Here is a 24,052-nt window from a genome sequence, read left to right on the forward strand (position 1 = left end):
CAGAATTCGCCGGGCCATGTCAGTTTTGTTACATACTGGCAAGAGTGGCGGCGGCAAAATCCCCCTTGGCCCGGTTATCGCATGGATTCGCCTAAAAAACGGCATGGATTTGCGCCGATTTCGTGCAGCCGGTGCCGGGCCGCCGCCGCTTAATCGCGGGGGGGCTGGTGGATCAGCGGCTGATCGCGCAACAGTGCCGATAGAGTGGCCCAGTCCTGGCCCGCCACGGCCGCATTGGCATGGGCCTGCATCGCGCGATAGGCGTTCAGCACCTGATGGCCGGTGGGCGTGACATGCGCTCCGCCACCGCGGCGGGGCTCTGCCGGGGTGGCGCGCGCGGTGGTGCCGGGGCTGGCGCTGACCAGTGGGGCCTGCCAACAGCGGTTCATCGCGTCCACCAACAGCCATGCCCGACGATAGCTCATGCCCATCGCGCGCCCGGCCGCTGATATCGAGCCTTCGGCGATGATCGCGTCCAGCAGGTCGGCCTTGCCCGGCCCCATGGCGATTTCTTCGCCGCAATACAGGCGCAGGGTGATCTTGATCCGGGGTGGTTGGGCGGTCATCCACAAAGGTTTAGCCCCGCCATACCCATCAGGGCAAGCGGGGCTAGGGTGCGGGGCCATATGGTGAATTACCAGTTGGCGGCGCGTCGTAACTGCGTTTCCATCTCGACCTGCGCCGGATCGCGGCGCATGCCCCGGTCGGCGGCGCTGCCGGTGCGAGGCTTTTCACGGCGTTCCAGTTTGAACTGGCCGACGATGCGGGCCATCAGGCCGGCTTGATCCTTCAGCCCGCGCGCGGCCGCATTCGATTCCTCGACCATGGCGGCGTTTTGTTGCGTATTGATGTCCATCTGCTGGATCTCTGCCGTCAGCGAGCGCATGCTTTCGGCCTGTGTTTCGGCATAGCCGGCGATGTCCTGAGCCTGCCCTGTGGTTTGCGACATCATCTGGATGATGCGCTCCAGCGATTCGCCGGTCTGGCCCACCAGATCGACGCCTTCGCGCACGTCTTCGCTGGATTTGGTGATCAGGTCCTTGATCGTCTTGGCCGATTCGGTGGTGCGATGGGCCAGGGCGCGCACTTCGGATGCGACCACGGCAAAGCCCTTGCCCGCGTCCCCGGCGCGGGCCGCCTCGACGCCGGCGTTCAGCGCCAGCAGGTTGGTTTGGAACGCGATGGCCTCGATCACATCGGTGATGCTGGCGATTTCTTCCGAGGAATGCTTGATCTTGTCCATCGCTCCCACGGCGGCTTCGACGATCTGGCCGCCTTCGTGGGCGTGCTGATACACTTGCGAGACGCTGGCGTTGACCTGTTTGGCGCTGTTGGCGGTGGTGGCGATGCCGTCCGATACGGTGCGCATCATTTCGGCGGTGCGGGCGATGGCGGCGGCCTGCGATTCGGTGCGGTTGGCCAGATCATTGGCGGCGCTGCTGATTTCGCGGGCGCCCACCTCGACGCTTTCGGCCGAATCGGTCATCTGGATCACCATGTTGCTGATCTGAAACCGCATATTGTGGAAGTCCTTGGCCGTCTGCGCATAGGACTCTGGCAAGTCCTTGAGGTTATAGCGCAAGTCGCCTTCGGCCATCATCGATAGGCCGGTGTTCAACTCGTTGATCACCTTCACGCGCGAGGCTTCCTCGGCCTTGAAATAGGCGTTGAGCGCGGCGGCCATGTCGTGCAACGCGGCCTTGACCATGGCGGCGATGGTTTCGCCCCGCGCCTTGCCGCCCAGCGTGCCCGAGCACATGTTGACGATCACCTCTTCGAGCATCAGGGCATAGCCGCTGATGTAATAATCCGGTGTCAGGCCGATATCAGCATGAATTCGGCCGATTTTTTCCGACCGGTCCAGCGATGCCTGATCAAACCGGCTGGAGAACATGATGTCCCAATGGCGCAACTGCTTGGACGCGGCATGTTCACGCGCTTCTTGCGTCGGCAGCATCTTGGAGGTGATCGGGTCGCGCGCGATCCGGGCATAGAGTTCGTTCAGCGCGCCGGGGGCGTATTTGGCGACGGCTGTACGCACCTTGGGAAAGCGCGCATAGTTTGCTTCGGTCACGGGTGCCAAAGCACCATGAGGGGTTCCAGCCGAATGAGAGGGGTTCGTCATGGAGCTACCTTTTGCGGGTGTTTGTTGTTGGGGGACGGAATAGCCAGCCAACCTTGTGCGTTGTCTTTGTAAAGCGAACTTGGTTGCTGTCCGTTGATCTTGCGCCTGCGTAGCTTTGCGCAGGCGGGGCATCGCAACACTTCGTCGCATTCCCGGGCCGCGGCTCTTGAATTTGGCCGCCTGTTCCCCAACTCCTCCACGCGAATTCTCGCATGGAGTATCACGATGTCCAAGTCTCGCCTGTGGTTGCTGGCCCCTGCCGCGCTGGCGCTGTCGGCCCTGATGGTTCCTTCTGCCGCCTCGGCCGCCAGCGCCACGCTGGCCGAAGTGTCGAGCGCGGCGCAATCCGGTCAGGTGGACAAGGCGCTGGAGATGATGGCGGGCGTGCTCAAGGAGCATCCCGACAGCGCCAAGGCCCATTTCGTGCAGGCCGAATTGCTGGCCAAAAAGGGTGACAAGGCCGGCGCGCGCACCGAACTGGCCAAGGCCGAGAGCCTGAAGCCGGGCCTGCCCTTTGTAAAGCCGGCGGCGGTGGCCGCGCTCAAGGCGCAGTTGGGCATGGGTGGCGCTGTGGCGCCCGCCGGCTCGACCACGCAGGCCCCCGCTCCGGCCGAGCAGAAGAAGAGCACGTCGTGGATCTGGGCGATAGTGATCGGCGCGGCCATCTTTGGCGTGCTGGCACTGTTGCGCCGCCGTTCGTCCAACGCGATGCCCGCGCCGATGGGCGGTCAGGGCATGGGCCAAGGCGGTTTCGGCCAGCCCGGCTATGGCCAGGGCGGTTATGGTCAGGGCGGCTTTGGCCAACAGGGCGGCGGGTTTGGCTCCAGCATCATGGGCGGTCTGGCCACGGGCGCGGCGGCGGGCGTGGGCTTTGCCGCTGGTGAGCGTATCATCGACGGCATGTTCGGCCATGGCGAAAGCGGCGCTACGGGCACGGCCCATGCCGCCACGCCTGATCCGTCCAGCTATAACAGCGATATGGGTGGTTCGGATTTCGGCATCAGCGATGGCGGCGGCTGGGATGATTCTAGCGGCGGTGGCGATGATGGCGGCTGGTAAAAGGCCGGTCTGACCACAAACAGCAAACCCCGCGCCAGCATCACCTGTCGCGGGGTTTTGTTTATCCGGTCAGCGCCTCATTGATCCAGCGGTCGCGTTTGCGGTACAGCGTCGAGGGGCTGACCCCCAGAGCGCGCGCGGCGGCGGGCAGGCTGCCACCGGCGGTCTCGATGGCGGCCTCGATGGCGATGCGCTCGATTTCGTCCAGCGTCATGCCGGCCATGGCGCGCGCCAGCCGTTCTGGATCGCCGCAAGGCTCGCCGCCCATGCCTGTAACGCCCATGCCTGCCGCGCCATCGGGCCGTTCGGCATGCCGCGCGGGCAGGCAGCGCAGCGGCAGTTCCCCGCCCGCATGCATCAACACCGCCCGGCGCAGCACGCTGCGCAATTCGCGCAGATTGCCCGGCCAGTCATAGCCCTCGATCGCGGCGATATGCTGTGGGCCCAGCGGCGCGAAACGCTTGCCTTCCTCGGCTGCGAAACGGTCCAGAAAGGTTTGTGCCAGCATCGCGGCGTCCTCGCGCCGCTGACGCAAGGGGGGCATTGCCAGCCGGATCACATCCAGCCGTTCCAGCAGATCGGCGCGCAACCGCCCCTGCGCGACCATTTGCGCCGGATCGCGGCTGGTTGAGCACAGCACCCGCACATCCACATCAATCGTGCGCAACGCCGAAGGCTGATCCACCGTATAGGTCTGCAAAAAGCGCAGCAGGCGCAGTTGCAGATTGGGCGGCAGGTCACACACCTCGTTCAGGAACAGCGTGCCCAGATGCGCGTTCTGGATCGCGCCGGGGCGCTCGATGCCGTGGCCGCTGGTGTGGCCAAACAGTTCGGCGTCCAGTTGCGCCTCGGGCTGACTGGCGCAATGCACGGCCACAAAAGGCCGGTCGCCGCGCCCGCTGGCGTGGTGGATCTCGCTGGCGCAATGCTCTTTGCCGCTGCCTGCCTCGCCGGTGATCAGCACACCTGCGCGGCTGGCGGCGACATTGGCAAGCTGGCGGCGCAGCGCGACCATCGCGGGCGACTGGCCCAGCGACATCGCCGGCAGGGCATAGGCGGGCAGGGTGTTGTCGAGCGGTGCGGGACCTGCCTGAATGGCCGCCTCGACCAAGGTGATCAGCCGTTTGGCGGCCATCGGTTTGATCAGAAAGTCAAACGCGCCCAAACGCATGGCTTCGGCGCCACGGGCGGCGGCATCGGCGGGCACTGCCACGATCACCCGCTGGCGGCGCAGCAGGTCGGGATGCGCGCGCAGCAGCGCCAGCCCATCGCCATCGGCCAGCCTCATGCCCCACAGCACCGCGCCAAATTGCGCGCCTTCGCTCAGACGCGCCAACGCCTGCGCGCCAGAGGCGATGTGGCAGATGACATGGCCGGCGCGCTCCAGATGGGCGGCATATATCTCGGCCCGGGCAGAGAGGTTGCCCACAATCAATACGGTCTTGCCGGGCATGGAAAATCCTCATCATCGTTGGGCGCACGCGCAGGCCGGCAGGGGGGAAGGGCCTGCACCGAACGCCGGTGGATACGTGAACCTACGAATAAGACGATGAAGCTTTACCCAAACCTTAAGGTTAAGGCTGTGTTTGCGTTGTATAACAACGATTTAATGGCGGTCTTTGCAGTTTGCAATGACTTTGGACGTGCCGGGTTGCATTGCCCGAAAAAGGGCGCGACTGTTCAGGACACCAGCCAACGCAAACCGAAACGGTCAATCATCGCCTCGGTCCATGCCAGGTCGGCGGGTGTTGGGGCGGGGCGCCGCCCGTCCATCAGCCGCCGCAGCAGCGAGCGTTCATCCGGCGGCCGGTCCGTGGCCGAGCGGCGCTGATAGGCCGCAGCAAAGCTGGGCGCGGTGGTATCGGCATCGGGCGTGGCGATGCGCAGGATATCGCCCATTTGCCGTGCCAGCCGGTCCTGTGGCGCGGGATAGCGGATCACCGGCACCGTGTTGCGGTCCACCCGCGCGAAAAACCACGCGTGGCCCGCGATCCATTCCAGCACCAGCCGCCGGAACGCGATGGAATAGGTGGTGGCCGCGTCATCGCGCACGCCATTGCCCGGCGAACCCAGCGGGCCGGTGACGGTTTCGTCGATCACCGTATCCAGATCGGGCAGCGCGGTGATCAGCGCGGTGTCGGCGCGAAAGGATTCGATGTCGGTGAACCATTTCCAATCGGCCAGCGCCATTTTGGACCGGGCGACATCGGCCGGGTGGCGGGCGGCCACGACCGGGTGCAACCAGTCCAGTGCGGCCAGCATTTCGGGCGCCACCATCAGGCCAAAGATGTCGCGGATGATCAGCCCGTGGCTGGCATCGGCCTCTGGCTCGGTGGGGAAACGGTGGGTGCGATAGGCCCCGGCACGGATGTCTTGAAACAGCGGGATGTAATGGGTGCGCACCGCCCGTTCGGACGGCAGCGGATACAGCGGCAGACTGGTCAGACGCGGGTTTAGCCGGGCGTGGATCGGTTCATGCTCGACATGGAATTGGCAGGCGTGATTCATCACCTGCGCCAGCCACGTACTGCCGCTGCGCCCGTCGGAAAGCAGCCATATCGCTGGTGGCCGATCCATCTGTGTTACCTGTCGCACCTTTGTCTATCGGCAGCCATACCCCCCGGCAGGCCACCGATTCGGACCGCGCGGCTCAGGCCGCGGGCAACAGCTTCTTATCCATGGCGCTCTTAAGGATAGCTTTCTGCAGCTTCTCGAAAGCGCGAACCTCGATCTGGCGGACGCGTTCGCGGCTGACGTTATAGGTCTGCGACAATTCCTCCAGCGTCTTGGGATCGTCGGTCAGACGGCGCTCGATCAGGATGGCGCGCTCACGCTCGTTCAGGCTGGACATGGCGTCGGTCAGGATGGCGCGGCGCCACATCGCTTCCTCGGCATCGGCAACGGTTTCGTCCTGCAACGGCCCGCCATCGGCCAACAGGTCCTGCCACTGGCCCTCGCCCTCGTCGTTGAAGCTGACGTTGAGCGAGGCATCGCCCCCCATCATCATCCGGCGGTTCATGTTGACCACCTCGGCCTCGGACACGCCCAGATCGGTGGCGATCTTGCGCACGTCATCGGGGTGGAGGTCGGTGTCCTCGAACGCGTCGATGTTCTTCTTCATGCGGCGCAGGTTGAAGAACAGCTTTTTCTGGGCGGCGGTGGTGCCGATTTTCACCAGGCTCCACGACCGCAGGATGAATTCCTGAATGCTGGCCTTGATCCACCACATCGCATAGGTGGCCAGACGAAAACCGCGATCAGGCTCGAATTTCTTGACGCCCTGCATCAGGCCGATGTTGCCCTCGCTGATCAGCTCGCTGACCGGCAGACCATAGCCGCGATAGCCCATGGCGATCTTGGCCACCAGACGCAGGTGGCTGGTCACCAGCCGGCGCGCGGCCTCGGGGTCCTGATGTTCGGCATAGCGCTTGGCCAGCATGTATTCCTGCTCCGCCGTCAGCACGGGGAACTTGCGGATTTCGGCCAGATAGCGGTTCAGTCCGGCCTCGCCCACGGGGGCGGCAGGGACAGACGGCAGATTGGTGTCGCGGCTCATTGCAGTCATCGTCCTTCACATGTGTCAGCACGCACATTGACGGGCCCTTAACAGGCACCCTTCGGTGGCGGCCACGATGCCCCTTCCGCGATGGGTTGGGGCAGATAAAGGTCCGGCTTGGCGGCATGACAACCGCCCAGCAGGGCCAAAAGCTGCTGCATGTCCTGCGGCAGCGAACTGGCAAACCTTAGAGTCTTGCCAGAAACAGGATGGATAAACCCCAGAACGGCGGCATGCAATGCCTGCCGGGCAAAGCCCTCTTGGGCAAGAATGGGGCGAAGTGCCTTTGGCGGGCGGCCATAGACCGGATCGCCCAGCAGCGCGTGGCCGATAGACGCCATATGCACGCGCACCTGATGGGTGCGGCCCGTTTCCAGCCGGCATTCGACCAGCGCCGCGACAGACGCCCCGGCATCATGCAGCGATTCGACCACGCGGTAATGGGTGACGGCATGTTTGCCGCGTCCGCCATCGGCAGGCTGGCGCGCCGATTCGGGCAACAGCGCCATCTTTTTGCGGTCGGCGTCGGACCGCGCGATCACCCCGCGCAGCGTCCCTTGCGGCGGCACCGGCACCCCGCCTGTCAGGCACAGATAGGCGCGCTCGATGCTGTGGTCGGCGAACTGCCTTGCCAGCCCCTCATGCGCCTGCGCGCTTTTGGCCACGACCAGCAGGCCGGAGGTATCCTTGTCGATGCGGTGGACGATGCCGGGGCGTTCGACCCCGCCGATGCCCGATAGCTGCCCCGCGCAATGGTGCAGCAGGGCGTTGACCAACGTCCCGTCCAGATTGCCCGCCGCCGGATGCACCACCAGCCCGGCGGGCTTGTCCACCACGATCAGGTGTTCATCCTCATAAGCGATGGACAGCGGGATGTCCTGCGCCACCGCCTCCAGCGCGGTGGGGGCGGGCAGGGTGATGGCAAAAGCCGCCCCCGCCGCCACCTTGGCCGAAGGCTGCGTCACCACGCGGCCATCAATCGCCACGCGCCCTTCGCCGATCAGCGCCTTGATCCGCTCGCGCGAGAGGGCGGCGTCTGCCGGGCAGGCATCGGCCAGCGCCCGGTCCAGCCGGCCCGCGATTGTCAGATGGCCGGAAATGGCCTCTTGCCCTGATGATTCCCCCCGGTCCATTATCGTACAGATGGGGTTGGTTTTTCACCTTGCAAGGGCTGTCGCGCCCGCAATGGAGGCGCATGTCGCCGCCGCATGGCCGAACGAGGCCTGTGGCCTGTTGCTGGGCGCGGTGGAGGGGGGCTGCGTGCGGGTGCTGGCGGCGGTGCCCTGTGCCAATGTCGCCTCCGATCCCGCCCGCAAGTTCGAGATCGACCCCGCCGCCCTGATCGCGGCCCACCGCGCCGCGCGCGAAGGCACGGGCGCGCGGGTCGTGGGCTGTTTCCATTCGCATCCGGTGGGGGGCGCTTTCCCCTCGGCGCGGGATGTGGCGGCGGCGGCAGGGGATGGGGCGATCTGGGCGATTGTGGCGCCTGCCTGCGGGGCCGTGCGCCACCTGTCCACAGAACAACCGTCCGATTGGCGCATTGGCTGGTGGCAAAGCAGCCGAAATGGTTTCGAACACCTTTCCCCACGCGAAGATGCGGTCTAAGGATGGGGCTTGTGTGACATAGGCGGATGGGCGGAATTACGCTTGCCCCGCCGCAGGATAAGCCGCAGGATGAGCGCATAATGAGCAGCGATACCCTTACCCGTAATCAGGCGCTGGAACTGGCCAGCCTGCTGTGCTCGCGCCTGTGCCATGACATGCTTTCCCCGGTGGGGGCGCTGTCGAACGGGCTGGAGCTGTTGGCGGAGGAGAAAGACCCCGCCATGCGCGAACGCTGCTTTGAACTGCTGGAACAATCGGCCCGGACCAGCGCGGACAAGCTGAAGTTCTTTCGCCTGGCCTTTGGCGCGGCGGGCGGTTTTGGCGAACGCATCCCCGTGGCCGAGCCCAAGGCGCTGATCGAGGCGTTGCTGGCGGGCAAGGACCGTATTCAGCTCAGCTGGGCGATTGGCGGCGACGCGCTGCCCAAGGCGGCGGTCAAGACGCTGCTCAACTTTGCCCTGATCGCGATGGAGGCATTGGTGCGCGGCGGCACGCTGGACATCGCGGCAGAGGTGCGCGCCAGCGATGGCGTGGCCGAAATCGTCGTGCGCGCGGCTGGCCCGCGCATCGCGTTCGATCCCGCCGTGGGTCAGGCGCTGGAGGGCGCTGCCGGTTTCGGCGAGCTGACCAGCAAGACCGCGCCTGCCGCGATGATGGCGCAAATGGCCGCCGCACAGGGCGGGCGCTTGCAATATATGCTCTCGGACGAGGCGTTGGTGCTGGGCGCGGTGCTGCCGGGCCTGTGAGGATGGCGGCCTGAATATGGCGGGGGGTGTCCCATGACCGGATGGGTTCAGCGCCATCACCCATCCCCCAACCATAACGCGCGCAAGCTGCCGATCAGCATGGTGGTGTTGCATTACACCGGTATGCAAACCGCACAGGAGGCGTTGGACCGCCTGTGCGACCCGGCGGCCGAGGTGTCCGCCCATTACCTGATCGATGAGGATGGCACCGTTTACGCGCTGGTGCCCGAGGACCAGCGCGCGTGGCACGCGGGCCGGTCCTATTGGCGCGGTATCACCGATGTGAATTCGGCCAGCATCGGGATCGAGATGGTCAACCCCGGCCACGAATGGGGCTACCGTCCCTTTACCGAGGCGCAGATGGAAGCGCTGATCCCGCTGTTGTCCGGGATCGTCGCGCGCCACAACATCCCGCCCGGCAATGTGGTGGGCCATTCCGACATTGCGCCTGCACGCAAACAGGACCCTGGTGAGCTGTTTGAATGGGAGGTGCTGGCCCGCTATGGCCTGGCGTTGCCCACGCCCAAGCCGCGCATTCGTCTGCTGCATGAAAATCCGGGGGCGTTTTATCTGTCGCTGGAACGGTTTGGCTATGACATTGCCGATGGGCGCGCCGCTGTTGCCGCGTTTCAGCGCCGGTTCCGCCCGCGCATCATCGATGGTGAGATTGATGGTGAGGTCGGGGCGCTGTTGTTCGAATTGCTGATCGCGCGCGACGTGGGTGAGGGCGAGATCGACGAAGACTGCGGCGACCCTGATTTTCCATACTGACCCGCGCGGAAGGCGCGTTGGCCGTACTGATTGCGCGGGCGCGCCATCACTGCTATCGCGCAGCCCGTGTCAGGGGGCCGGGCAGCCGCGTCATAGCTTGCTATGCCGAGGAAAGTCCGGGCTCCACGAAACAAGGGTGGCGGGTAACGCCCGCCGGGGGCGACCCCAGGGACAGTGCCACAGAGAGCAGACCGCCGACGCCTGCGCGGCAACGCGACAGGCAGGTAAGGGTGAAAGGGTGCGGTAAAAGCGCACCGCGCGACGGGTAACCGAAGCGGCATGGTAAACCCCACCCGGAGCAAGACCGAATAGGGGCGGCGCGCTCGCAAGAGCTAGGTTGTTTCGACCGAGATCGCCCGGGTTGGTTGCTGGAGCGCGCGTGGCAACACGCCGCCAAGAGGAATGGCTGCCGCTGGCGCCCGCGTCGGTAACGATACGAGGCGCCTTCACAGAACCCGGCTTACAGGCCCCCTGACACATTGCCGGCCCGCGCGCCTGTGATCGGCCGCCATGAACATTTTTGTCAGTCGCGGCCATCGCCCCGCCTTGCGTCCTGCGTGGCGCGGGTTAGGGTTGCGCCATGACCGCATCCGACACCACCGCCCGCCAGATCCCGCTCTCGCTCTTTGCCTGCGCGCTGTTGTATGGCGGGCTATGCGTGCTGGCGGGCGTGCTGGGGACCAAGATCGCCAGTCTGGGCACATGGCCGGTGCTGGGCGGGCTGGCGGTGGAAAGCGGGATCTTCGCCTTTCTGCTGCTGGTGGTGCTGTCCAGCGCGGTGGCCGAACTGCACGGGCGCGACACCGCCAACCGGCTGGTGCGCTTTGGCTTTGTGCCGCTGATCGTCTCGATGGTGCTGCTGGTCAGCGTCATCCATGTCGTCCCGCCCGCGCCCTTCTGGGGCGATCAGGAGGCCTTTGCCCGCCTGCTGGGACAGGGCGCGCGGATGCAATTGGCGGGGCTGATTTCCTATGGCACGTCGCAAACGCTGAATGTCGCGGTGTTTTCGCGCATGGCGGCGGGGGCGGACGGCGGGCGGATGTTGTGGCTGCGCGCGTGGGTGGCCAGCATGGCGTCACAGATCGTTGACACGATTCTGTTCATCTCGATCAGCTTTTACGGCGTGGTCGATGCCGCCTCGGGTCAGGCCTATCCGCTGGGCAGCATGATGGAAGGGCAGATCATAGCCAAGCTGGTGCTGTCCACCATCATGGTGCCGCCGCTGATCTATGTCTTTGTGGCGCTGGGCCGCCGGCTGGACGCGCCCCGGTAAAGGGGCACGCCCGGCACAGGGGGGCGCCCTCAGATCACTTCAGCGTCATCAGATAGGCGACCAGATTGTCCAGCTCCTGCGGGTCCTTGATGCCGGTGAAGGCCATCTTGTTGCCGGGCAGCGCCTGTCGCGGGTTGGCCAGGAAACGACGCATGATGTCTTGATCCCACGTAATGCCCCCATTTAACAATGCGTCAGACAGGGTGGTGGTGGCAGCGACTGTGCCAGCCTTGCGGCCCATGATGCCCGCCATGGTGGGGCCGATCTTGAGTTTGTCGCCGTTGGTCGTGTGGCACACGCCACATTTCATGGAAAAGCTGCGCGCGCCAGCGGCCGCGTCCCCGCCTGCCATCGCCGGCACCGCCGCCAGCGTCAGCCCCAGTCCCAGACCCATGCGGCAGATTGTCTTGATCACCCCATATCCCCTTTCTCACCTGTGCCGAACTTGCGGCGCTGCGCCATCCGGGCACACCGCCCGGTGACAAAACCTCTTCACATCGCGGCCCAGCCTAGTAAAGCGCGCAAGTATGGCAAACGCACTTCCCCCCGTCCCGTCGAACGTCGAACTGCTGGCGAAGGCCGAAACGCTGATCGAGGCGCTGCCCTATCTCAAGCGATATGAGGGCCGCACCTTTGTCGTCAAATATGGCGGCCACGCCATGGGCGACCCCGCATTGGCGCAGGATTTTGCCGAAGACATCGTTTTACTGAAGGCGGTGGGGATCAACCCGGTGGTGGTGCATGGCGGCGGCCCGCAGATCGGCCGCATGCTCAAGGCGCTGGGCATCGAATCGCAATTCGTCAACGGCCTGCGCGTGACCGACAAGGCCACCGCCGATGTCGCCGAGATGGTGCTGTCGGGCGCCATCAACAAGGAGCTGGTCAGCTGGATCAGCAAGGCCGGCGGCAAGGCCGTGGGCATTTCGGGCAAGGATGGCGCCATGGTCACCGCGCGCAAGGTCGCCGCGCAAAAGGTGGGCAAGGCGATTGCCGACGAGGACGGCGAGGCGCTGATCGTCGATCTGGGTTACGTGGGTGAGCCGGACGTGATCGACACCAGCGTGCTGGATACTTTGTCGCAGGCGGGGCTGATTCCGGTGATCGCCCCCATCGCCGTCGGCCCGGATGGCGAGACCTATAACATCAACGCCGACACCATGGCGGGCAGCATTGCCGCCGCTTTGGGCGCGGCGCGCCTGTTCCTGCTGACCGATGTGCCGGGCGTGCTGGACAAGGACAAGAACCTGCTGACCGATCTGACGCCGGCCGACATCGCCAATCTGGCGGCGGACGGCACGATCAGCGGCGGCATGATCCCCAAGCTGGAAACCTGCACCCATGCGGTTGAGGCCGGGTGCGAGGCCGCCGTGGTGCTGGATGGCCGCGTGCCGCATGCGATGCTGCTGGAGTTTTTCACCAGCAAGGGCGCGGGCACGCTGATCCGCAAGGGGTAAAGTTTCTGACGGCGCGGCGTTTACCTGAACGCCGTGCCCCAACGCACCGTCCCCACGTAATAGCCCCTTGTCGGCTGACCATTGGCATCGGTGGCGGGGGTAAAGCGGGCGCGCTCGGTCAACCGGGCGCAGGTGGCCTGCGAAAATTCGCCCAGCCCGATGGCAAAACTGATGCGGCAGCCTGTCACCTTGCCGCCCTCATCCACATCCAGCCGGAAATGCACCAGCGCGCTTTCGCCGGTGCGCAGGTCCTGCCGGGGAAAGTCGCGCGGGGACAGCCAGCGCCCCGGCGCTTCGGCCGGGCGGGGGGCTTGGGCGCCGCTTTGCCGGGCATAGCCCCAGCCATCGGGCAGCGTATCGGCGCATTGTTGCAACGCGGCCAGCCCCGGCTCCAGCCGCCCCGTTTCCAGCCGCAGCCAGCGGCCATGGGGCGTGCGCAGCGTGATGCTGGCCGTTTCGCCCGACACCTGCACCGCGGGCATGCGGCCATTGATGGCCACCGCATCGGCATCGGGCAGGGCGGGGCCATGCACGGCGCGCCACCCACGCGTCAGCACCAGCAACGGCAGCGGATCGGCCCCCGGCGCGGCGGCGGTGACACCGGCCCATGCGCTTTCCTGCACCGTGGCGTCCGCCCCCAGCATCATCGGCAAAGGCGTCATTACCAGCCCTGTGGCCAATGGCTTGCCGCTCAATTGCACTTCGACCGGCAGATGCGGCGCATATTGCACCATGCGCAACACCACCCGGTCCGCGCCATCGCCAAAACCACTGGCCAGCGCGCATAATTCGGTGTCGGCGTTCAACACCCATTTGCTGCTTTTGGCCAAGGGGGTGGCGCTGGCCGCGCCATCGGCGCCTTGGGCGTTTGCGGCGCTCGGCCCGGCAAAGGGCAGCGCCAGCATCAGCGCGGCGCAGGTCAGCTTGTGCATGGTCATCCTTTTGCCATGGCGCGGCGCGGTTACAATCCCACGACGCCGCGCACCCCGTCGATCACATATTGCACCGCCAGCGCGCCCAGCAATACGCCCAGCACCCGCGTCACCACCGCCTCTACCCGCGCGCCGAGCAGCGCCATGATCGGCCGCGCCAGCACCAGCGCGCCCGCCGTCAGCGCCATCACCAGCGCGAGCGCCGCCATCACCACGCCCGCCTGCGCGCTATCCTGCGCCTGACCCATCATCAGCATCACCGTCGCGATTGAGCCCGGCCCGGCGATCATCGGCATCGCCATGGGGAATACGCTGATGTCCTCATGCGGCTCATGCGGATCGGCGCGCACCTGATCGGCGCGCTGTTCGCGCCGCTGGGTGCGTTTTTCAAACACCATCTCCAGCGCGATCAGGAACAGCATGATCCCGCCCGCGATGCGAAAGGCGTTCATCTCGATATGCAGCGCGCCCAGCAACCCTTTGCCGAACAGGGCAAAGGCGAAAAGGATGGCGGTGGCGATGCCCGCCGCGCGCAGGGCCGTGGCGCGGGCCTGCGCGGTGCTGTGCCCGCCTGTCAGCCCGGCAAAGATCGGCGCGCAGCCGGGCGGGTCGATCACCACAAACAGCGTGGCAAAGGTCGAGATGAACAGTTCGATCATCCCTGTGGTGTCGCATGGCGCATAACCACAGGCAAGGGCGCTGTTTACACTGGTGGCAGCAGGGTTTGGCCGATAGGCTGGGCGCTGGAATATCGGGGGGATGGCATGACACGAATGGCAGGCATGATTGCGGCGGGGCTGATGCTGGCCGCGCCGATGGCGAACGCGCAATCGCCTGCGCCTGCGCCGGCACCTTCACCTGCCGCTGTCGATCCGCTGGAAACCACCTTGACCGATGCGATTGGCCTGTTGCGTCAGCGCCGCCCGGCCGATGCCTATGCCGCATTGGAGCCTTCGCGCAAGGAGGTTGCCGCCCGCATCACCGCCGCCCGTGCCAAGGGTGGGGTCTATTGCGCCACCAGCTCCACCGAATCGCTGTTCTATCTGATGGGCGCTGCCGCCACGAAAACGCCCGCCATCGTGATGACCGCCGCCGCGTGCCAGACGCTGTATCTGTCGGCTTTTTTGCAGACCGAAATGGGCCACGGCAACGAGGCGCAGGCACTGTTGCAGCAATTGGTCGAACTGGCGCCGCGCAACCCGCAATATCTGGGCGAGCTGGCCTATACCCAACAACGGCTGGGGCAGATGGACGCGGCGATGGCCAGTTATGAACGCGCGCGCGACGCGGCCCCCATGGCCGGATCACCCGAAGGGGAAAAGCGCGCGCGGGCAAGGGCACTGCGCGGCATCGGCTATATTCTGGTTGAGCGGGGCAAGCTGGACGAGGCGGAGGCCGCCTATCGCGCCGCGCTGAAGGATGATCCCGACAGCCAGGTTGCCCGCGAAGAGCTGACCTATATCGCCCAGCAGCGCCAGCGCAAATAGCGCATTAGAGCGTTTTCCGTTCAAGCTGACGCGAACGGAAAAGCGACGCTCAATCGCCGCGCGGGCTGGTCGCGTTTTTCAATCCTGAATGATCGGAAAACGCTCTAGGGGGCGATGCGCCGGGTCAGCACCTGTGTCATCTCCCCGCCGCGCTTCAGCCGCAGGTGCAGCACGCGCGCGCCATCCATCACCGCGCTGTCCCAGGCAAAGGTGCCATCGCGCGATTGGCCGGTCTGGTGGTCAACGGGGGCGTCTTTCGCCGGGTCCGGCTGCGGCGCAACGGGTGCGGCGCGCTGGCCGGGGCGCGGGCAATCGCCCACCACCGCGTCGATCCATTCGGGTGCCTCGGGCAGGGTGGGGCTGGCCTGCATATGGCGCAGTACCCATTTGTACCCGCCAACCTTTTGCCGCTGCCAGATGGTGGCGTACCACCCCTGCGCAGCCGCCCCGCGCCACGCGCCGGCTGTGCCGCCATAGGACCCGTCACAGGCCATCCACACCTGTTGCGTGCCCCACGTCAGCGCGGTGGCGGGATCGGGAACCTTCTTGGCCTTGCGGTTGATGGGGGTGGGGGCGATGCCGGCAAACATCTGCGCCGTCTCGACCGAGGTTTGCGCGCTGGCATAGGCCTGCCCCTTGTCAGAGGCCAAGCGTGTCGCGGCGATTTCAGCGGCGATCAGGTCGCTGGGCTGGGCAAAGCCGCGGCCCTGTTGGCGACTTCCACCGGGGCCGCCGCCCGGCCCGCCTTGGGCCTGTGCCGATGGGGCGATCCCCGCCGCCATTCCCCCCGCAATCAGCATCAGCGTCAGGACGGGGGCAAAGGGCTTCATGGCGGGGATCACTCCGATAGGGTCAGTCCAGAATGCCGTCGGCCAGTTCGACACCCGCATTGCGGTGCGCCGCGACCAAGGCATTGCGCAGCAACACGCCGATCGTCATCGGGCCAACGCCGCCCGGCACCGGGGTGATGGCGCCCGCCACCTGAATGGCGGATTGATAGTCGACGTCGCCGACGATGCGGCCCTTCTTTTTGCCCTCTTCGGGGGGCAGGCGGTTGATGCCCACGTCGATCACGGTGGCGCCCGGCTTGATCCATTCGCCCTTGATCATTTCGGGGCGGCCGACGGCGGCAACGACGATGTCGGCGCGGCGCACCACATCGGCCAGATTCTGTGTGCGGCTGTGGGCCACCGTCACCGTGCAGTTTTCGCCCAGCAGCAATTGCACCATCGGCTTGCCCACCAGGATCGAGCGGCCAATCACCACCGCATCCTTGCCCGACAGATTGCCCAGACGATCCTTGAGCAGCATCAGCGAGCCCAGCGGCGTGCAGGGCACCAGACCCGGCAGGCCCAGCGCCAGACGGCCGGTGCTGATCGGAGTCAGGCCGTCGACGTCCTTGTCGGGGCTGATCCGCTCGACCACGGTCTGCTCGTCCAGATGTTTGGGCAGCGGCAATTGCACCAGAATGCCGTCAACCGCGTCATCGGCGTTCAACCGATCGATCAGCGCCAGCAGCGTTTCCTGCGTCGTGTCAGCGGGCAGCTTGTGCTCAAAGCTTTCCATGCCGCATTCGACGGTCTGCTTGGCCTTGCTGGCGACATAGACCTGGCTGGCCGGGTCCTCGCCCACCAGCACCACAGCCAGACCCGCCTTGCGGCCAGCCTTGGCCTCAAACGCTGCGGCCTGCACCGCGATGCGCGCGCGCAAGCCTTCGGCAAAAGCCTTGCCGTCGATGATCTTCTCGTTGAATTCCGTCATGATAATACCGACCTAGCCACGTTGTTCAGGATGATTTCGACAATGGTCAGCGCCACCAGCAGGGCCATCGGCGCAAAGTCGATGGGGCGGGTGTCGGGCAGGATCCGGCGCAAAGGGCCATAAAACGGTTCGAGCAGCATGTTGAGCGCCTGCCACACCCCAGCGACAAACTGGTTATAGGTGTTGATGACGTTAAAGCTGATCAGCAGGCTGAAGACGAATTGCACAATGACAATCATCCGCAGCGTGTCGATCAGATAGCCGGCAATCTGAATCAGGGTAATCAACATGGGCGCGTCCTCTCCCGATGGCGGCGCCCTGCCTAGCCGAGGGCCGGGCCGGACGCAACCGGAGCGCTTGTGGCGCGCTTTGTAAGCAACACTTACAATCAGCGCAAGGGGGAATGCGGGGCGCGCCAGTGTCGCGCGCGCAAACAAAACGCCCCGCCGTCACCGGCAGGGCGCTGTTGTTGTTTGGGGCGTTGTGCTTACGCGGCCAGTTCAAACGGCACGATCTCGCCCGACAGATATTGCTTCTTGGCCTTGGCGCGGCTCAGCTTGCCCGAGGACGTGCGCGGCAGCGTGCGCGGCGGCACCAGTTCCACCACCGCCGGATGGCCCAGGATCGAGCGCACCTTTTCAGCAACGGCCGTTTTCAGCTTCTGCCGCTCAACCGGATCGGACACGCGGCAATGGACCAGCACGGCGGCGGTTTCCTCGCCGCTTTCCGTCTCCAGACTGAAGGCGGCGATGTCGCCCTGATGGAAGCCGGGCAGCTGTTCCACGGCCCATTCGATGTCCTGCGGCCAGTGGTTCTTGCCGTTGATGATGATCATGTCCTTGGCGCGGCCAACGATGAACAGATAGCCCTCGGCGTTCAGATAGCCCATGTCGCCGGTGTCCAGCCAGCCATCGACCAGACAGGCATCGGTCGATTCCGGGTCGCGGAAATAGGAGTGCATGACCGAGATGCCCTTGCACCACACCTTGCCGATCTGGTGGTCGCCCAGCACGCTGCCATCGGCCTTGCGCACCTCTACCGCCATGTCCAGCACCGGCTTGCCGCAATTGACGATGGCGCGGTAACGGGCCGGGCGCGACAGGTCGCGCTTGGTGCCCGACAGGCGCTCTTCCTCGACCAGCTCGATGCGGATGCCTTCGCCCGGCGGCATGATGGTGACGGCCAGCGTCGCCTCGGCCAGACCATAGGAGGGCAGGAAGGCCGACGCCTTGAACCCGGCGGGGGCAAAGGCGTTGACAAAGCTTTGCATCACATCGGGCCGGATCATGTCCGCGCCATTGCCCGCAATGCGCCAGCGCGACAGGTCAAAGCGTTCGGCCACATTGGTCTGGCTGGAAATGCGGCGGGCGCAGATGTCATAGCCAAAGGTGGGCGAGAAGGACGCGCTATGCCCCTTGTTGCGGCTGATCAGGTCCAGCCATGCCAGCGGACGGCGGGCGAAATCCTCGGTCTTGAGGTAATCGGTGCTGATCTGATTGGCGATCACGCCCAGAAAACAGCCGACCAGACCCATGTCGTGATACCACGGCAGCCAGCTGATGCAGCGGTCATCGCCGTCAATATGCATCCCCAGCGAATGCCCGCGCAGGTTGTTCAACAGCGAACGGTGCGTCACCGCCACGCCATGCGGAAACCGCGTCGATCCCGACGAATATTGCAGATAGCTGATGTCATCGCCGCTCGCTTGCGGCAATTCGCATTCCACCGCCGCTTCGGCTGCCAGCACGTCCCAGCCCTGCCCGGTGCAGGCGCCGCCCTTGGCATTGTGGGCGGCCGTGGCCGCATCGCCCATCGCGGCGATTTCGGGCGGATAGAAGAAATACAGCGGGTCCGAGCTGGCCAACTGCACCGCCAATTGGTCGATGTAATTGTCCTTGCCCCCGAAAGAGGTCGGCAGCGGCAGTGGCACCGGCCACGCGCCGGCATAGACCGCGCCACAGAACAGTGCGGCAAATTCGGCGCCCGTTTCGGCCACCAGCGCGATGCGGTCACCCTTTTTCACGCCGCGCGCGATCAGGCGGTACGCCATCTTCAGCGCGTCCTCGCGCAGTTCGCGGAACGGATAGGGGCGGGCCAGATTGCCGCGCGGATCGTGAAAGTTCAGCCCGCGCGTGCCCTGCGCCGCGTAATCCAGCGCCTCGCCAAAGGTGGCGAAATCGGCATAGCGGCGCGGCAGATCGCACAGGTTGGGGGTGGGCACCAGAGCGGGCGTATCAGCCTTGCGGTCCATCTGGGCGGTTTCGGTCATGGGCTTTGCGACTTTCACGTGATCTGAGGGCCGAAAGCGGCGCCGTTAGGCGTCATCGGCGGGCAGGTCAAATCGGGCCGCCCCACACCATGGGGGCCAGACGGGGGGCGATCCGAAACGGGGTCCCCTTTCGCCGCACTATGTGGCACGAATAAGGCCACATGCAGGATGTTAACCAATCATCATCGGGCGACCCGCATCAGCCGCCGGGCGAATCGGACGACCCGCGCGGCCGGACCGGCGGGCGGGCGCGTCGCGGGCAACGGGAAAAGCGCGCGCCCCGGCCGCTGGATATCGCCACCTTCGAGGCCTTGGCGCTGCATCATGTGGCGCGTTTCGCCACCAGTGCGGCCAAGCTGGAGGCCTATTTGCGGCGCAAGCTGCGCGAGCGTGGGTGGGCGGGAGAGGCGCCCCACGAGGGCGAGGTGGCCGCTGCCGATATCGTCGCGCGCTTTATCCGCGCGGGCTATGTGGATGACGCCGGTTTCGCGCAGGCGCGATCGGCCAGCCTGCAACGGCGCGGATTTGGCGCAAGGCGGATCGATCAGGCCTTGATGCAGGCGGGCATTGCCGAACCGATTCGCACCGATGTCCGCCCGGACGAGGCCGCCGCCCGTGCGGCCGCGCTGGCGCTGGCCCGGCGCAAACGCTTTGGCCCATGGCGGCGCGACGCGGACGCGGGCCGGATGGAGCCAAAAGAGCGCGAAAAGCAGGTGGCCGCGATGGTGCGGGCCGGGCATGGGCTGGGGATTGTGCGGGTGCTGCTTGATTCGCCCGATATCGCCACGGCCGAAAGCTGGGCGCAGGCCGTCGATGGTGACGAATCCAGCCACGCAGAGGAGGACTGGGACGGCCCGACCGGCGATTTCTGACCCGCGCGCCGCGCCCAAATCGGGAAAAAGCGGGGATGGGGGCGCCTTTTGCGCCGTGGCGCGCGCATCGCTCTTGCCCTATGCCCCCACCATCGGCTAGGCGCCGGACATCTTGCATCGGTGCAACCTGTTTGCACTGGCCGCTGACGATCAGGGAACTTGGCACATGCTCTTTACGTGGTGGAACGGCTCCACTTTTGGCACTTGGCTCAACACCGTGCGCAACGGTGAGCATGTGGGCACCGATCATCAGGGCAACAAGTATTACCGCACCCGCAAAAAGACCCCCGCCACCGCCAACAGCCCCTTTGCCGGGCGTGAGCGTCGCTGGGTGATCTATAACGGTGCGAATGACAGCAGCCGCGTGCCGGCCGAATGGCATGGCTGGTTGCACCATTCCTATGACGGTGTGCCCGAAAGCCACCTGCCGCCGCCGCGCATCTGGGAGGTGGAATATACCCCCAACGCGACCGGTACGGCCAACGCCCACCGCCCGCACCCCGAACTGGCCAAGCCCGGCGCTGCCGCCGCTTACGAAGCCTGGACCCCGGAAGGCTGATCCACCCCATGCGCGCCAGCGACCCCAATGTGGCGGGCCGTCGTCTGGCGGGCCTTGGCGTGGCGCGCTGGCTGATGCCGCTCTCGCTGATGGCGCTGGCGGGATGTGGCGGGGGCGATGGTGCTGATTCGTCGTCCAGCGATGTGCCGCAGGCCGTCGGCAGCGTTGGCCCCGCGCCCAGCGGTCTGGTCGAGAGCGAGTTTGGCACGCCGGTCAAGGACCGCGTTGCCACGCTGGGCCTGCTGAACAAGCGCAACAACGAGACCACCGAGCTGAAGATGAAGCCGGGCGAGGCCCGCCGCATCGGCAATGTGGTGGTCAAGCTGTCGAGCTGTGAGCGCAGCCTGCCGTGGGAGCGCCCGCAGCAGACGGGCGCCTTTGTCCAGCTGTTTGTCGAGGAGCGCGCCAGCGTGTCCGAGCCGCTGCGCTGGCGCAAGGTGTTTTCGGGCTGGCTGTTCAAGGAATCGCCGTCCCTGAACGTGGTGGAACACCCGGTCTATGACGTCTGGGTCAAGGATTGCGCGATGAGCTTTCCGGGCGAGGAAGAGAAGCCCGAGGACTTTGCCGCGGCCAAGAGGGCGCCAAAGGCATCGGGCAGCGACAGCGCGCCGGCGTCCCAGGACGCCCCCGCGCCACAGGCGCCTGCCGCCCCCGCCGCCCCGGACTGAGTGCTGTCCCCGGCCTGACCCATGTCCATGGTGGGCGCGCGATATTCGGCGCCTTCGGGGCGTTGGGCCCGGTACAGGCGGGTCAGATATTCGGCTTGCGAGATCTCCACCGCGCCCAGCGATGACAGGTGGCCGGTCATGAACTGGCAATCCAGCAGATCCGCGCCCCCGATGCGCAGCGCGGCCACCAGCCATGCCAGCGCCACCTTGGACGCATCGGGCACGCGCGAAAACATGCTTTCGCCGCAAAACACCCGGTCAAACCCCACGCCATACAGCCCGCCGACCAATTGGCGTGTGCCATCGGGGGCATCGATCCAGCATTCGATCGAATGGGCATGGCCCAGCCGGTGCAATTGGTGATAGGTGGCGGCGATGCGGTGGCTGATCCATGTGCCACTGGCGCTGTCGCCGGGGTCCAGATCGTCCAGATCGTCAAAATCGTCCTCTTCCTCGCCTTCCTTGGGGGGGCGGGGGGCGGCGCATTCCTCCATCACGGCTTCGAACGCCTGATTGCAGGTGACGGTAATCCGCCCACGTTTCAGCGTGCGCGCCAGCGAGCGCGAGCAATGGAACCCATCAAGCGGCAGGATTCCGCGCAGCCGCGGCTCGATCCAATAGACTTCGGGATCGTCGCGCGAATCGGCCATTGGAAAAATCCCGCTGCGATAAGCGTTCATCAGCAAGGTTGGGTCGATGATGGGATCTGTCATGGCCTTCACGCGGCGGAACATAGCCCATTTTGTCCGCAGGACCAGAGGGGGCATGATGCACTTTTCGCCTGTCGGGCAAATGGCCGCAAACTGCGGGTTTTTGCGGGGTTGACGGTGATTTTTCGGACGGCATTGGCATTTTTGCGTCTTTTTGCCGGGCGGCGGGGGTGGGGGAAAATGCCACCCTTTCCCGCCGCCGCCGCTGTGTCGCCGGGCTTTGCGCGCGTGCATCATCATGGCCGCCATGCATTTTTTCCGCGCCCAACGCGCATTCATGGCTTGCCATCGGCGCGGCGGCTGGCTAGAGGCGCGCTTCCCGCAGGAGTGTAGCTCAGTTGGTAGAGCATCGGTCTCCAAAACCGAGGGCCGTGGGTTCGAGTCCCTCCACTCCTGCCAGGGTATTTCCGTCACATCGCTGAAAAACAGGGCGTTTGCCGCGGGGCCGATTGTGCGCATATGGCACGCGGCGGGGCGCAGGCGGGCCTTGCATCGCCACGCGGCGGCATTAGGGACAATGGCGTCCCTTTTGCGCTGGCCCAGCGCCCGTGACCGAAAGCCGTCCCACCTGTGAGCCATAATCTGCCCTTTGCCCCGATCAACCCTGTGGCCTTTCCGCGCGATTCCGGGCGGGAAAGGGCGATGCTGTGGCTGGGGATCGTGCTGGCGCTGATCTCGGCGCTGCCGGTGATCGTCGCGCGCTATCCGATGATGAGCGATTATCCCGCCCATCTGGCGCGCTATCGCGTGATGCTGGATGGCGGGGCCAATCCCGATCTGGCGCGCCACTATGGCTTTGTCTGGCAATGGACGGGCAATGTCGGGATCGACCTGTTGATCGGCCCCTTCGCGCAGCTCTTTGGGCTGGAGCAGGCCGGGCGGGTGCTGACGGGCATCATCCCGCCGCTGACCGGGCTGGCGCTGGTAGCGGTGTCATGGGTGCTGCGCCGCCGGGTGGGCATCGGCACGCTGCTGGCGATGGCCTTTGTCTGGTCGCCGATGATGCTGATCGGATTGCTGAATTTTGCCGCTGGGCAGGCCTTGGCGCTATGGGTGTTTGCCGGCTGGGTGGCGCTGCGCCGGTATTGGTGGCGCGACAGCCTGATGGTGCCGGCGGGCGTGCTGGTCTGGGTGTTCCACCTGTCGGCCTGGGCGATTCTGGGCGTGCTGGTGTTCGGATACGAGTTCAGCCAGCGCCGCACCGCCGCCAACCCCACCGGCGCGCCATGGTGGCGCGCGTTCATCGCGCCTTGGCCCTTGCTGGGGCCGTTGGTGGTGATGGCGCTGTTGCCGGGCACGTCAGGCGCGTTTTCCTATGGCAATTACTGGTGGGTGTACAAACAGGCGATCTGGCTAAAGGCGATGCGCGACACCTCCTATGCGCTGGATTTTCTGGGGCTGGTGGCGGTGCTGGCGGCGGTGGCGCTGGCCACGGCACAGCGCTGGATTGATGACCGGCTGGGCTGGGCGGCGCTGATGCTGCTGGCGATGACGATTGCCGTGCCGCGCCATATCTCGGGCGGGGATTATGCCGATTACCGGCTGGTGACATCGGGGCTGATGGTGGCCTGTCTGGCGATCGACTGGCCGCGCGCGGGCACGGTGCTGGGCGTGTGGGCGCGGGTTGGCACGCTGGCGGTGTCGGCGCTGTATCTGGCGCGGCTGGCGGTGACGACGCTGACATGGGGGCAGGGCGCGGCGCAGATGGAGCGCTATTTGCAGGCGCTGGACCATATTCCGCGCGGCGCCCGTGTGGCCTCGGCGGTGGTGGTGGATTCGGGGCGGTGGGAATTGAACCGCTTTGAACATATCGGCGCCTATGCCGTGGTCCGGCGCGAAGCGCTGAGCAATGCCAATTTCGCCGTGGCCAATGTGCATATGCTGCGCATCCGCGATGCCTCGCGCGGGTTTGTCGATCCCTCGCACCGCATTTTGCAGGCTGCGGACCGGCCCGTGGATCTGGCCGATTTCGCCCCCGCGCGTGAGGCGGACTGGCTGTGGTATGTGGGGCAGCGCCTGCCTGATCGCCTGCCGCTGGGCGCGGTGGTGGTGTGGAGCGCGCCAGGCACGCTGATCGCGCGGCTGGCGCCGGCGGTGGTGGTGCCGGGCGGCGCCAATCCCCCACCCGCGCCCGAACCGTCAGCGCCGCTTGCAAAATCCGCGCAAAGCCACTAGATGGCGGATATCTCCCGACATCGGAGCTTT

The 24,052-nt window shown here is 65.8% G+C and carries 24 protein-coding genes, 1 tRNA gene, 1 other RNA gene and 1 pseudogene; 13 read left to right on the forward strand and 14 right to left on the reverse strand.

The features are described 5' to 3' along the window. Positions 1-149 precede the first annotated feature (149 nt). Positions 150-566: a winged helix-turn-helix domain-containing protein gene (locus tag GTZ99_RS00425; protein WP_161716323.1), complete on the reverse strand. Its 417-nt coding sequence runs from the start codon at positions 564-566 to the stop codon at positions 150-152. A gap of 68 nt (positions 567-634) precedes the next feature. Further along, on the reverse strand, positions 635-2,074 hold the full coding sequence (locus tag GTZ99_RS00430) for a methyl-accepting chemotaxis protein (protein ID WP_161716324.1): 1,440 nt from the start codon (positions 2,072-2,074) through the stop codon (positions 635-637). 276 nt (positions 2,075-2,350) lie between these two features. Here GTZ99_RS00430 and GTZ99_RS00435 point away from each other — a divergent pair, with 276 nt between their 5' ends. Beyond that, positions 2,351-3,184, forward strand: a complete 834-nt coding sequence (locus GTZ99_RS00435; protein WP_161716325.1) for a tetratricopeptide repeat protein — start codon at positions 2,351-2,353, stop codon at positions 3,182-3,184. Between the two features lie 61 nt (positions 3,185-3,245). Here GTZ99_RS00435 and GTZ99_RS00440 read toward each other — a convergent pair whose 3' ends face one another. From GTZ99_RS00440 to GTZ99_RS00455, 4 genes are all read right to left on the reverse strand, one after another. Beyond that, positions 3,246-4,637, reverse strand: a complete 1,392-nt coding sequence (locus tag GTZ99_RS00440) for a sigma-54-dependent transcriptional regulator (protein ID WP_161716326.1) — start codon at positions 4,635-4,637, stop codon at positions 3,246-3,248. Positions 4,638-4,864: 227 nt separating this feature from the next. Further along, the gene (locus GTZ99_RS00445; protein ID WP_161716327.1) at positions 4,865-5,761 is read right to left on the reverse strand and encodes a hypothetical protein; all 897 of its coding nucleotides are present in this window, start codon (positions 5,759-5,761) and stop codon (positions 4,865-4,867) included. Positions 5,762-5,834: 73 nt separating this feature from the next. Then, positions 5,835-6,740 carry an RNA polymerase sigma factor RpoH gene (gene rpoH / locus GTZ99_RS00450; RefSeq protein WP_161716328.1) on the reverse strand — a complete coding sequence of 302 codons (906 nt, stop codon included), beginning with the start codon at positions 6,738-6,740 and terminating at the stop codon, positions 5,835-5,837. Positions 6,741-6,787: 47 nt separating this feature from the next. After that, positions 6,788-7,873 carry an RluA family pseudouridine synthase gene (locus tag GTZ99_RS00455; RefSeq protein ID WP_161716329.1) on the reverse strand — a complete coding sequence of 362 codons (1,086 nt, stop codon included), beginning with the start codon at positions 7,871-7,873 and terminating at the stop codon, positions 6,788-6,790. A 10-nt stretch (positions 7,874-7,883) separates the two neighbouring features. Between GTZ99_RS00455 and GTZ99_RS00460 the strand changes: the two genes are divergently transcribed. The 5 genes from GTZ99_RS00460 (at position 7,884) to GTZ99_RS00480 (ending at position 11,135) form a co-directional block, all read left to right on the forward strand. After that, positions 7,884-8,345 carry a Mov34/MPN/PAD-1 family protein gene (locus GTZ99_RS00460; RefSeq protein WP_201742326.1) on the forward strand — a complete coding sequence of 154 codons (462 nt, stop codon included), beginning with the start codon at positions 7,884-7,886 and terminating at the stop codon, positions 8,343-8,345. An 80-nt stretch (positions 8,346-8,425) separates the two neighbouring features. Continuing rightward, positions 8,426-9,091: a histidine phosphotransferase family protein gene (locus GTZ99_RS00465; protein WP_161716331.1), complete on the forward strand. Its 666-nt coding sequence runs from the start codon at positions 8,426-8,428 to the stop codon at positions 9,089-9,091. A 33-nt stretch (positions 9,092-9,124) separates the two neighbouring features. Next, positions 9,125-9,862, forward strand: a complete 738-nt coding sequence (locus GTZ99_RS00470) for an N-acetylmuramoyl-L-alanine amidase (RefSeq protein WP_161716332.1) — start codon at positions 9,125-9,127, stop codon at positions 9,860-9,862. A 69-nt stretch (positions 9,863-9,931) separates the two neighbouring features. Next, positions 9,932-10,341: RNase P RNA component class A (gene rnpB / locus GTZ99_RS00475), an RNA gene on the forward strand. A gap of 101 nt (positions 10,342-10,442) precedes the next feature. After that, complete coding sequence (locus GTZ99_RS00480; RefSeq protein WP_161716333.1) at positions 10,443-11,135, forward strand: queuosine precursor transporter; 693 nt, start codon at positions 10,443-10,445, stop codon at positions 11,133-11,135. Positions 11,136-11,169: 34 nt separating this feature from the next. Here the strand turns inward: GTZ99_RS00480 and GTZ99_RS00485 are convergent, their stop codons facing one another. Continuing rightward, the gene (locus tag GTZ99_RS00485) at positions 11,170-11,550 is read right to left on the reverse strand and encodes a c-type cytochrome (protein WP_161716334.1); all 381 of its coding nucleotides are present in this window, start codon (positions 11,548-11,550) and stop codon (positions 11,170-11,172) included. A 112-nt stretch (positions 11,551-11,662) separates the two neighbouring features. Between GTZ99_RS00485 and argB the strand changes: the two genes are divergently transcribed. Next, the gene (gene argB, locus GTZ99_RS00490) at positions 11,663-12,589 is read left to right on the forward strand and encodes an acetylglutamate kinase (protein WP_161716335.1); all 927 of its coding nucleotides are present in this window, start codon (positions 11,663-11,665) and stop codon (positions 12,587-12,589) included. A 20-nt stretch (positions 12,590-12,609) separates the two neighbouring features. Here the strand turns inward: argB and GTZ99_RS00495 are convergent, their stop codons facing one another. Beyond that, positions 12,610-13,521, reverse strand: coding sequence for an energy transducer TonB (locus GTZ99_RS00495; RefSeq protein ID WP_161716336.1), 912 nt, complete (start codon positions 13,519-13,521; stop codon positions 12,610-12,612). Positions 13,522-13,550: 29 nt separating this feature from the next. Next, the gene (locus tag GTZ99_RS00500; protein WP_161716337.1) at positions 13,551-14,180 is read right to left on the reverse strand and encodes a MarC family protein; all 630 of its coding nucleotides are present in this window, start codon (positions 14,178-14,180) and stop codon (positions 13,551-13,553) included. A 114-nt stretch (positions 14,181-14,294) separates the two neighbouring features. Here GTZ99_RS00500 and GTZ99_RS00505 point away from each other — a divergent pair, with 114 nt between their 5' ends. Continuing rightward, a complete protein-coding gene (locus GTZ99_RS00505) occupies positions 14,295-15,008 on the forward strand; it encodes a tetratricopeptide repeat protein (protein ID WP_161716338.1) in 714 nt (237 codons plus the stop codon). Between the two features lie 104 nt (positions 15,009-15,112). On the opposite strand, the gene GTZ99_RS00510 is transcribed toward GTZ99_RS00505, so the two are convergent. The 4 genes from GTZ99_RS00510 to GTZ99_RS00525 all read right to left on the reverse strand — a co-directional run bounded on the left by GTZ99_RS00510 (position 15,113) and on the right by GTZ99_RS00525 (position 19,038). Further along, the gene (locus GTZ99_RS00510) at positions 15,113-15,838 is read right to left on the reverse strand and encodes a hypothetical protein (RefSeq protein ID WP_161716339.1); all 726 of its coding nucleotides are present in this window, start codon (positions 15,836-15,838) and stop codon (positions 15,113-15,115) included. 22 nt (positions 15,839-15,860) lie between these two features. Then, the gene (gene folD / locus GTZ99_RS00515) at positions 15,861-16,769 is read right to left on the reverse strand and encodes a bifunctional methylenetetrahydrofolate dehydrogenase/methenyltetrahydrofolate cyclohydrolase FolD (protein WP_161716340.1); all 909 of its coding nucleotides are present in this window, start codon (positions 16,767-16,769) and stop codon (positions 15,861-15,863) included. After that, complete coding sequence (locus GTZ99_RS00520; RefSeq protein ID WP_161716341.1) at positions 16,766-17,059, reverse strand: YggT family protein; 294 nt, start codon at positions 17,057-17,059, stop codon at positions 16,766-16,768. The genes folD and GTZ99_RS00520 overlap by 4 nt, the downstream gene beginning before the upstream one ends. Positions 17,060-17,256: 197 nt before the next feature. After that, positions 17,257-19,038 (reverse strand): fatty acyl-AMP ligase, encoded by a 1,782-nt coding sequence (locus GTZ99_RS00525; RefSeq protein WP_161716342.1) that lies wholly within the window; start codon positions 19,036-19,038, stop codon positions 17,257-17,259. A gap of 161 nt (positions 19,039-19,199) precedes the next feature. On the opposite strand from GTZ99_RS00525, the gene GTZ99_RS00530 reads away from it, so the two are divergent. From GTZ99_RS00530 to GTZ99_RS00540, 3 genes are all read left to right on the forward strand, one after another. Then, positions 19,200-19,910 carry a regulatory protein RecX gene (locus GTZ99_RS00530; protein ID WP_161716343.1) on the forward strand — a complete coding sequence of 237 codons (711 nt, stop codon included), beginning with the start codon at positions 19,200-19,202 and terminating at the stop codon, positions 19,908-19,910. Between the two features lie 166 nt (positions 19,911-20,076). After that, entirely contained in the window at positions 20,077-20,469 is a 393-nt protein-coding gene (locus GTZ99_RS00535) for an NADH:ubiquinone oxidoreductase subunit NDUFA12 (RefSeq protein ID WP_161716344.1), read from the forward strand. Between the two features lie 8 nt (positions 20,470-20,477). Beyond that, positions 20,478-21,137, forward strand: coding sequence for a DUF2155 domain-containing protein (locus tag GTZ99_RS00540; protein WP_227711007.1), 660 nt, complete (start codon positions 20,478-20,480; stop codon positions 21,135-21,137). A gap of 71 nt (positions 21,138-21,208) precedes the next feature. On the opposite strand, the pseudogene aat reads toward GTZ99_RS00540, so the two are convergent. Next, a pseudogene (gene aat, locus GTZ99_RS16745) lies at positions 21,209-22,126 on the reverse strand (leucyl/phenylalanyl-tRNA--protein transferase); the annotation flags it as partial. A gap of 44 nt (positions 22,127-22,170) precedes the next feature. Here aat and GTZ99_RS00550 point away from each other — a divergent pair. Continuing rightward, positions 22,171-22,246, forward strand: a tRNA-Trp gene (locus tag GTZ99_RS00550). A 171-nt stretch (positions 22,247-22,417) separates the two neighbouring features. After that, entirely contained in the window at positions 22,418-24,022 is a 1,605-nt protein-coding gene (locus GTZ99_RS00555) for a hypothetical protein (RefSeq protein WP_161716346.1), read from the forward strand. Positions 24,023-24,052: the final 30 nt, after the last annotated feature.

The organism is Novosphingobium ovatum (assembly GCF_009909235.1).
GTDB classification, from domain to species: Bacteria; Pseudomonadota; Alphaproteobacteria; order Sphingomonadales; family Sphingomonadaceae; genus Novosphingobium; species Novosphingobium ovatum.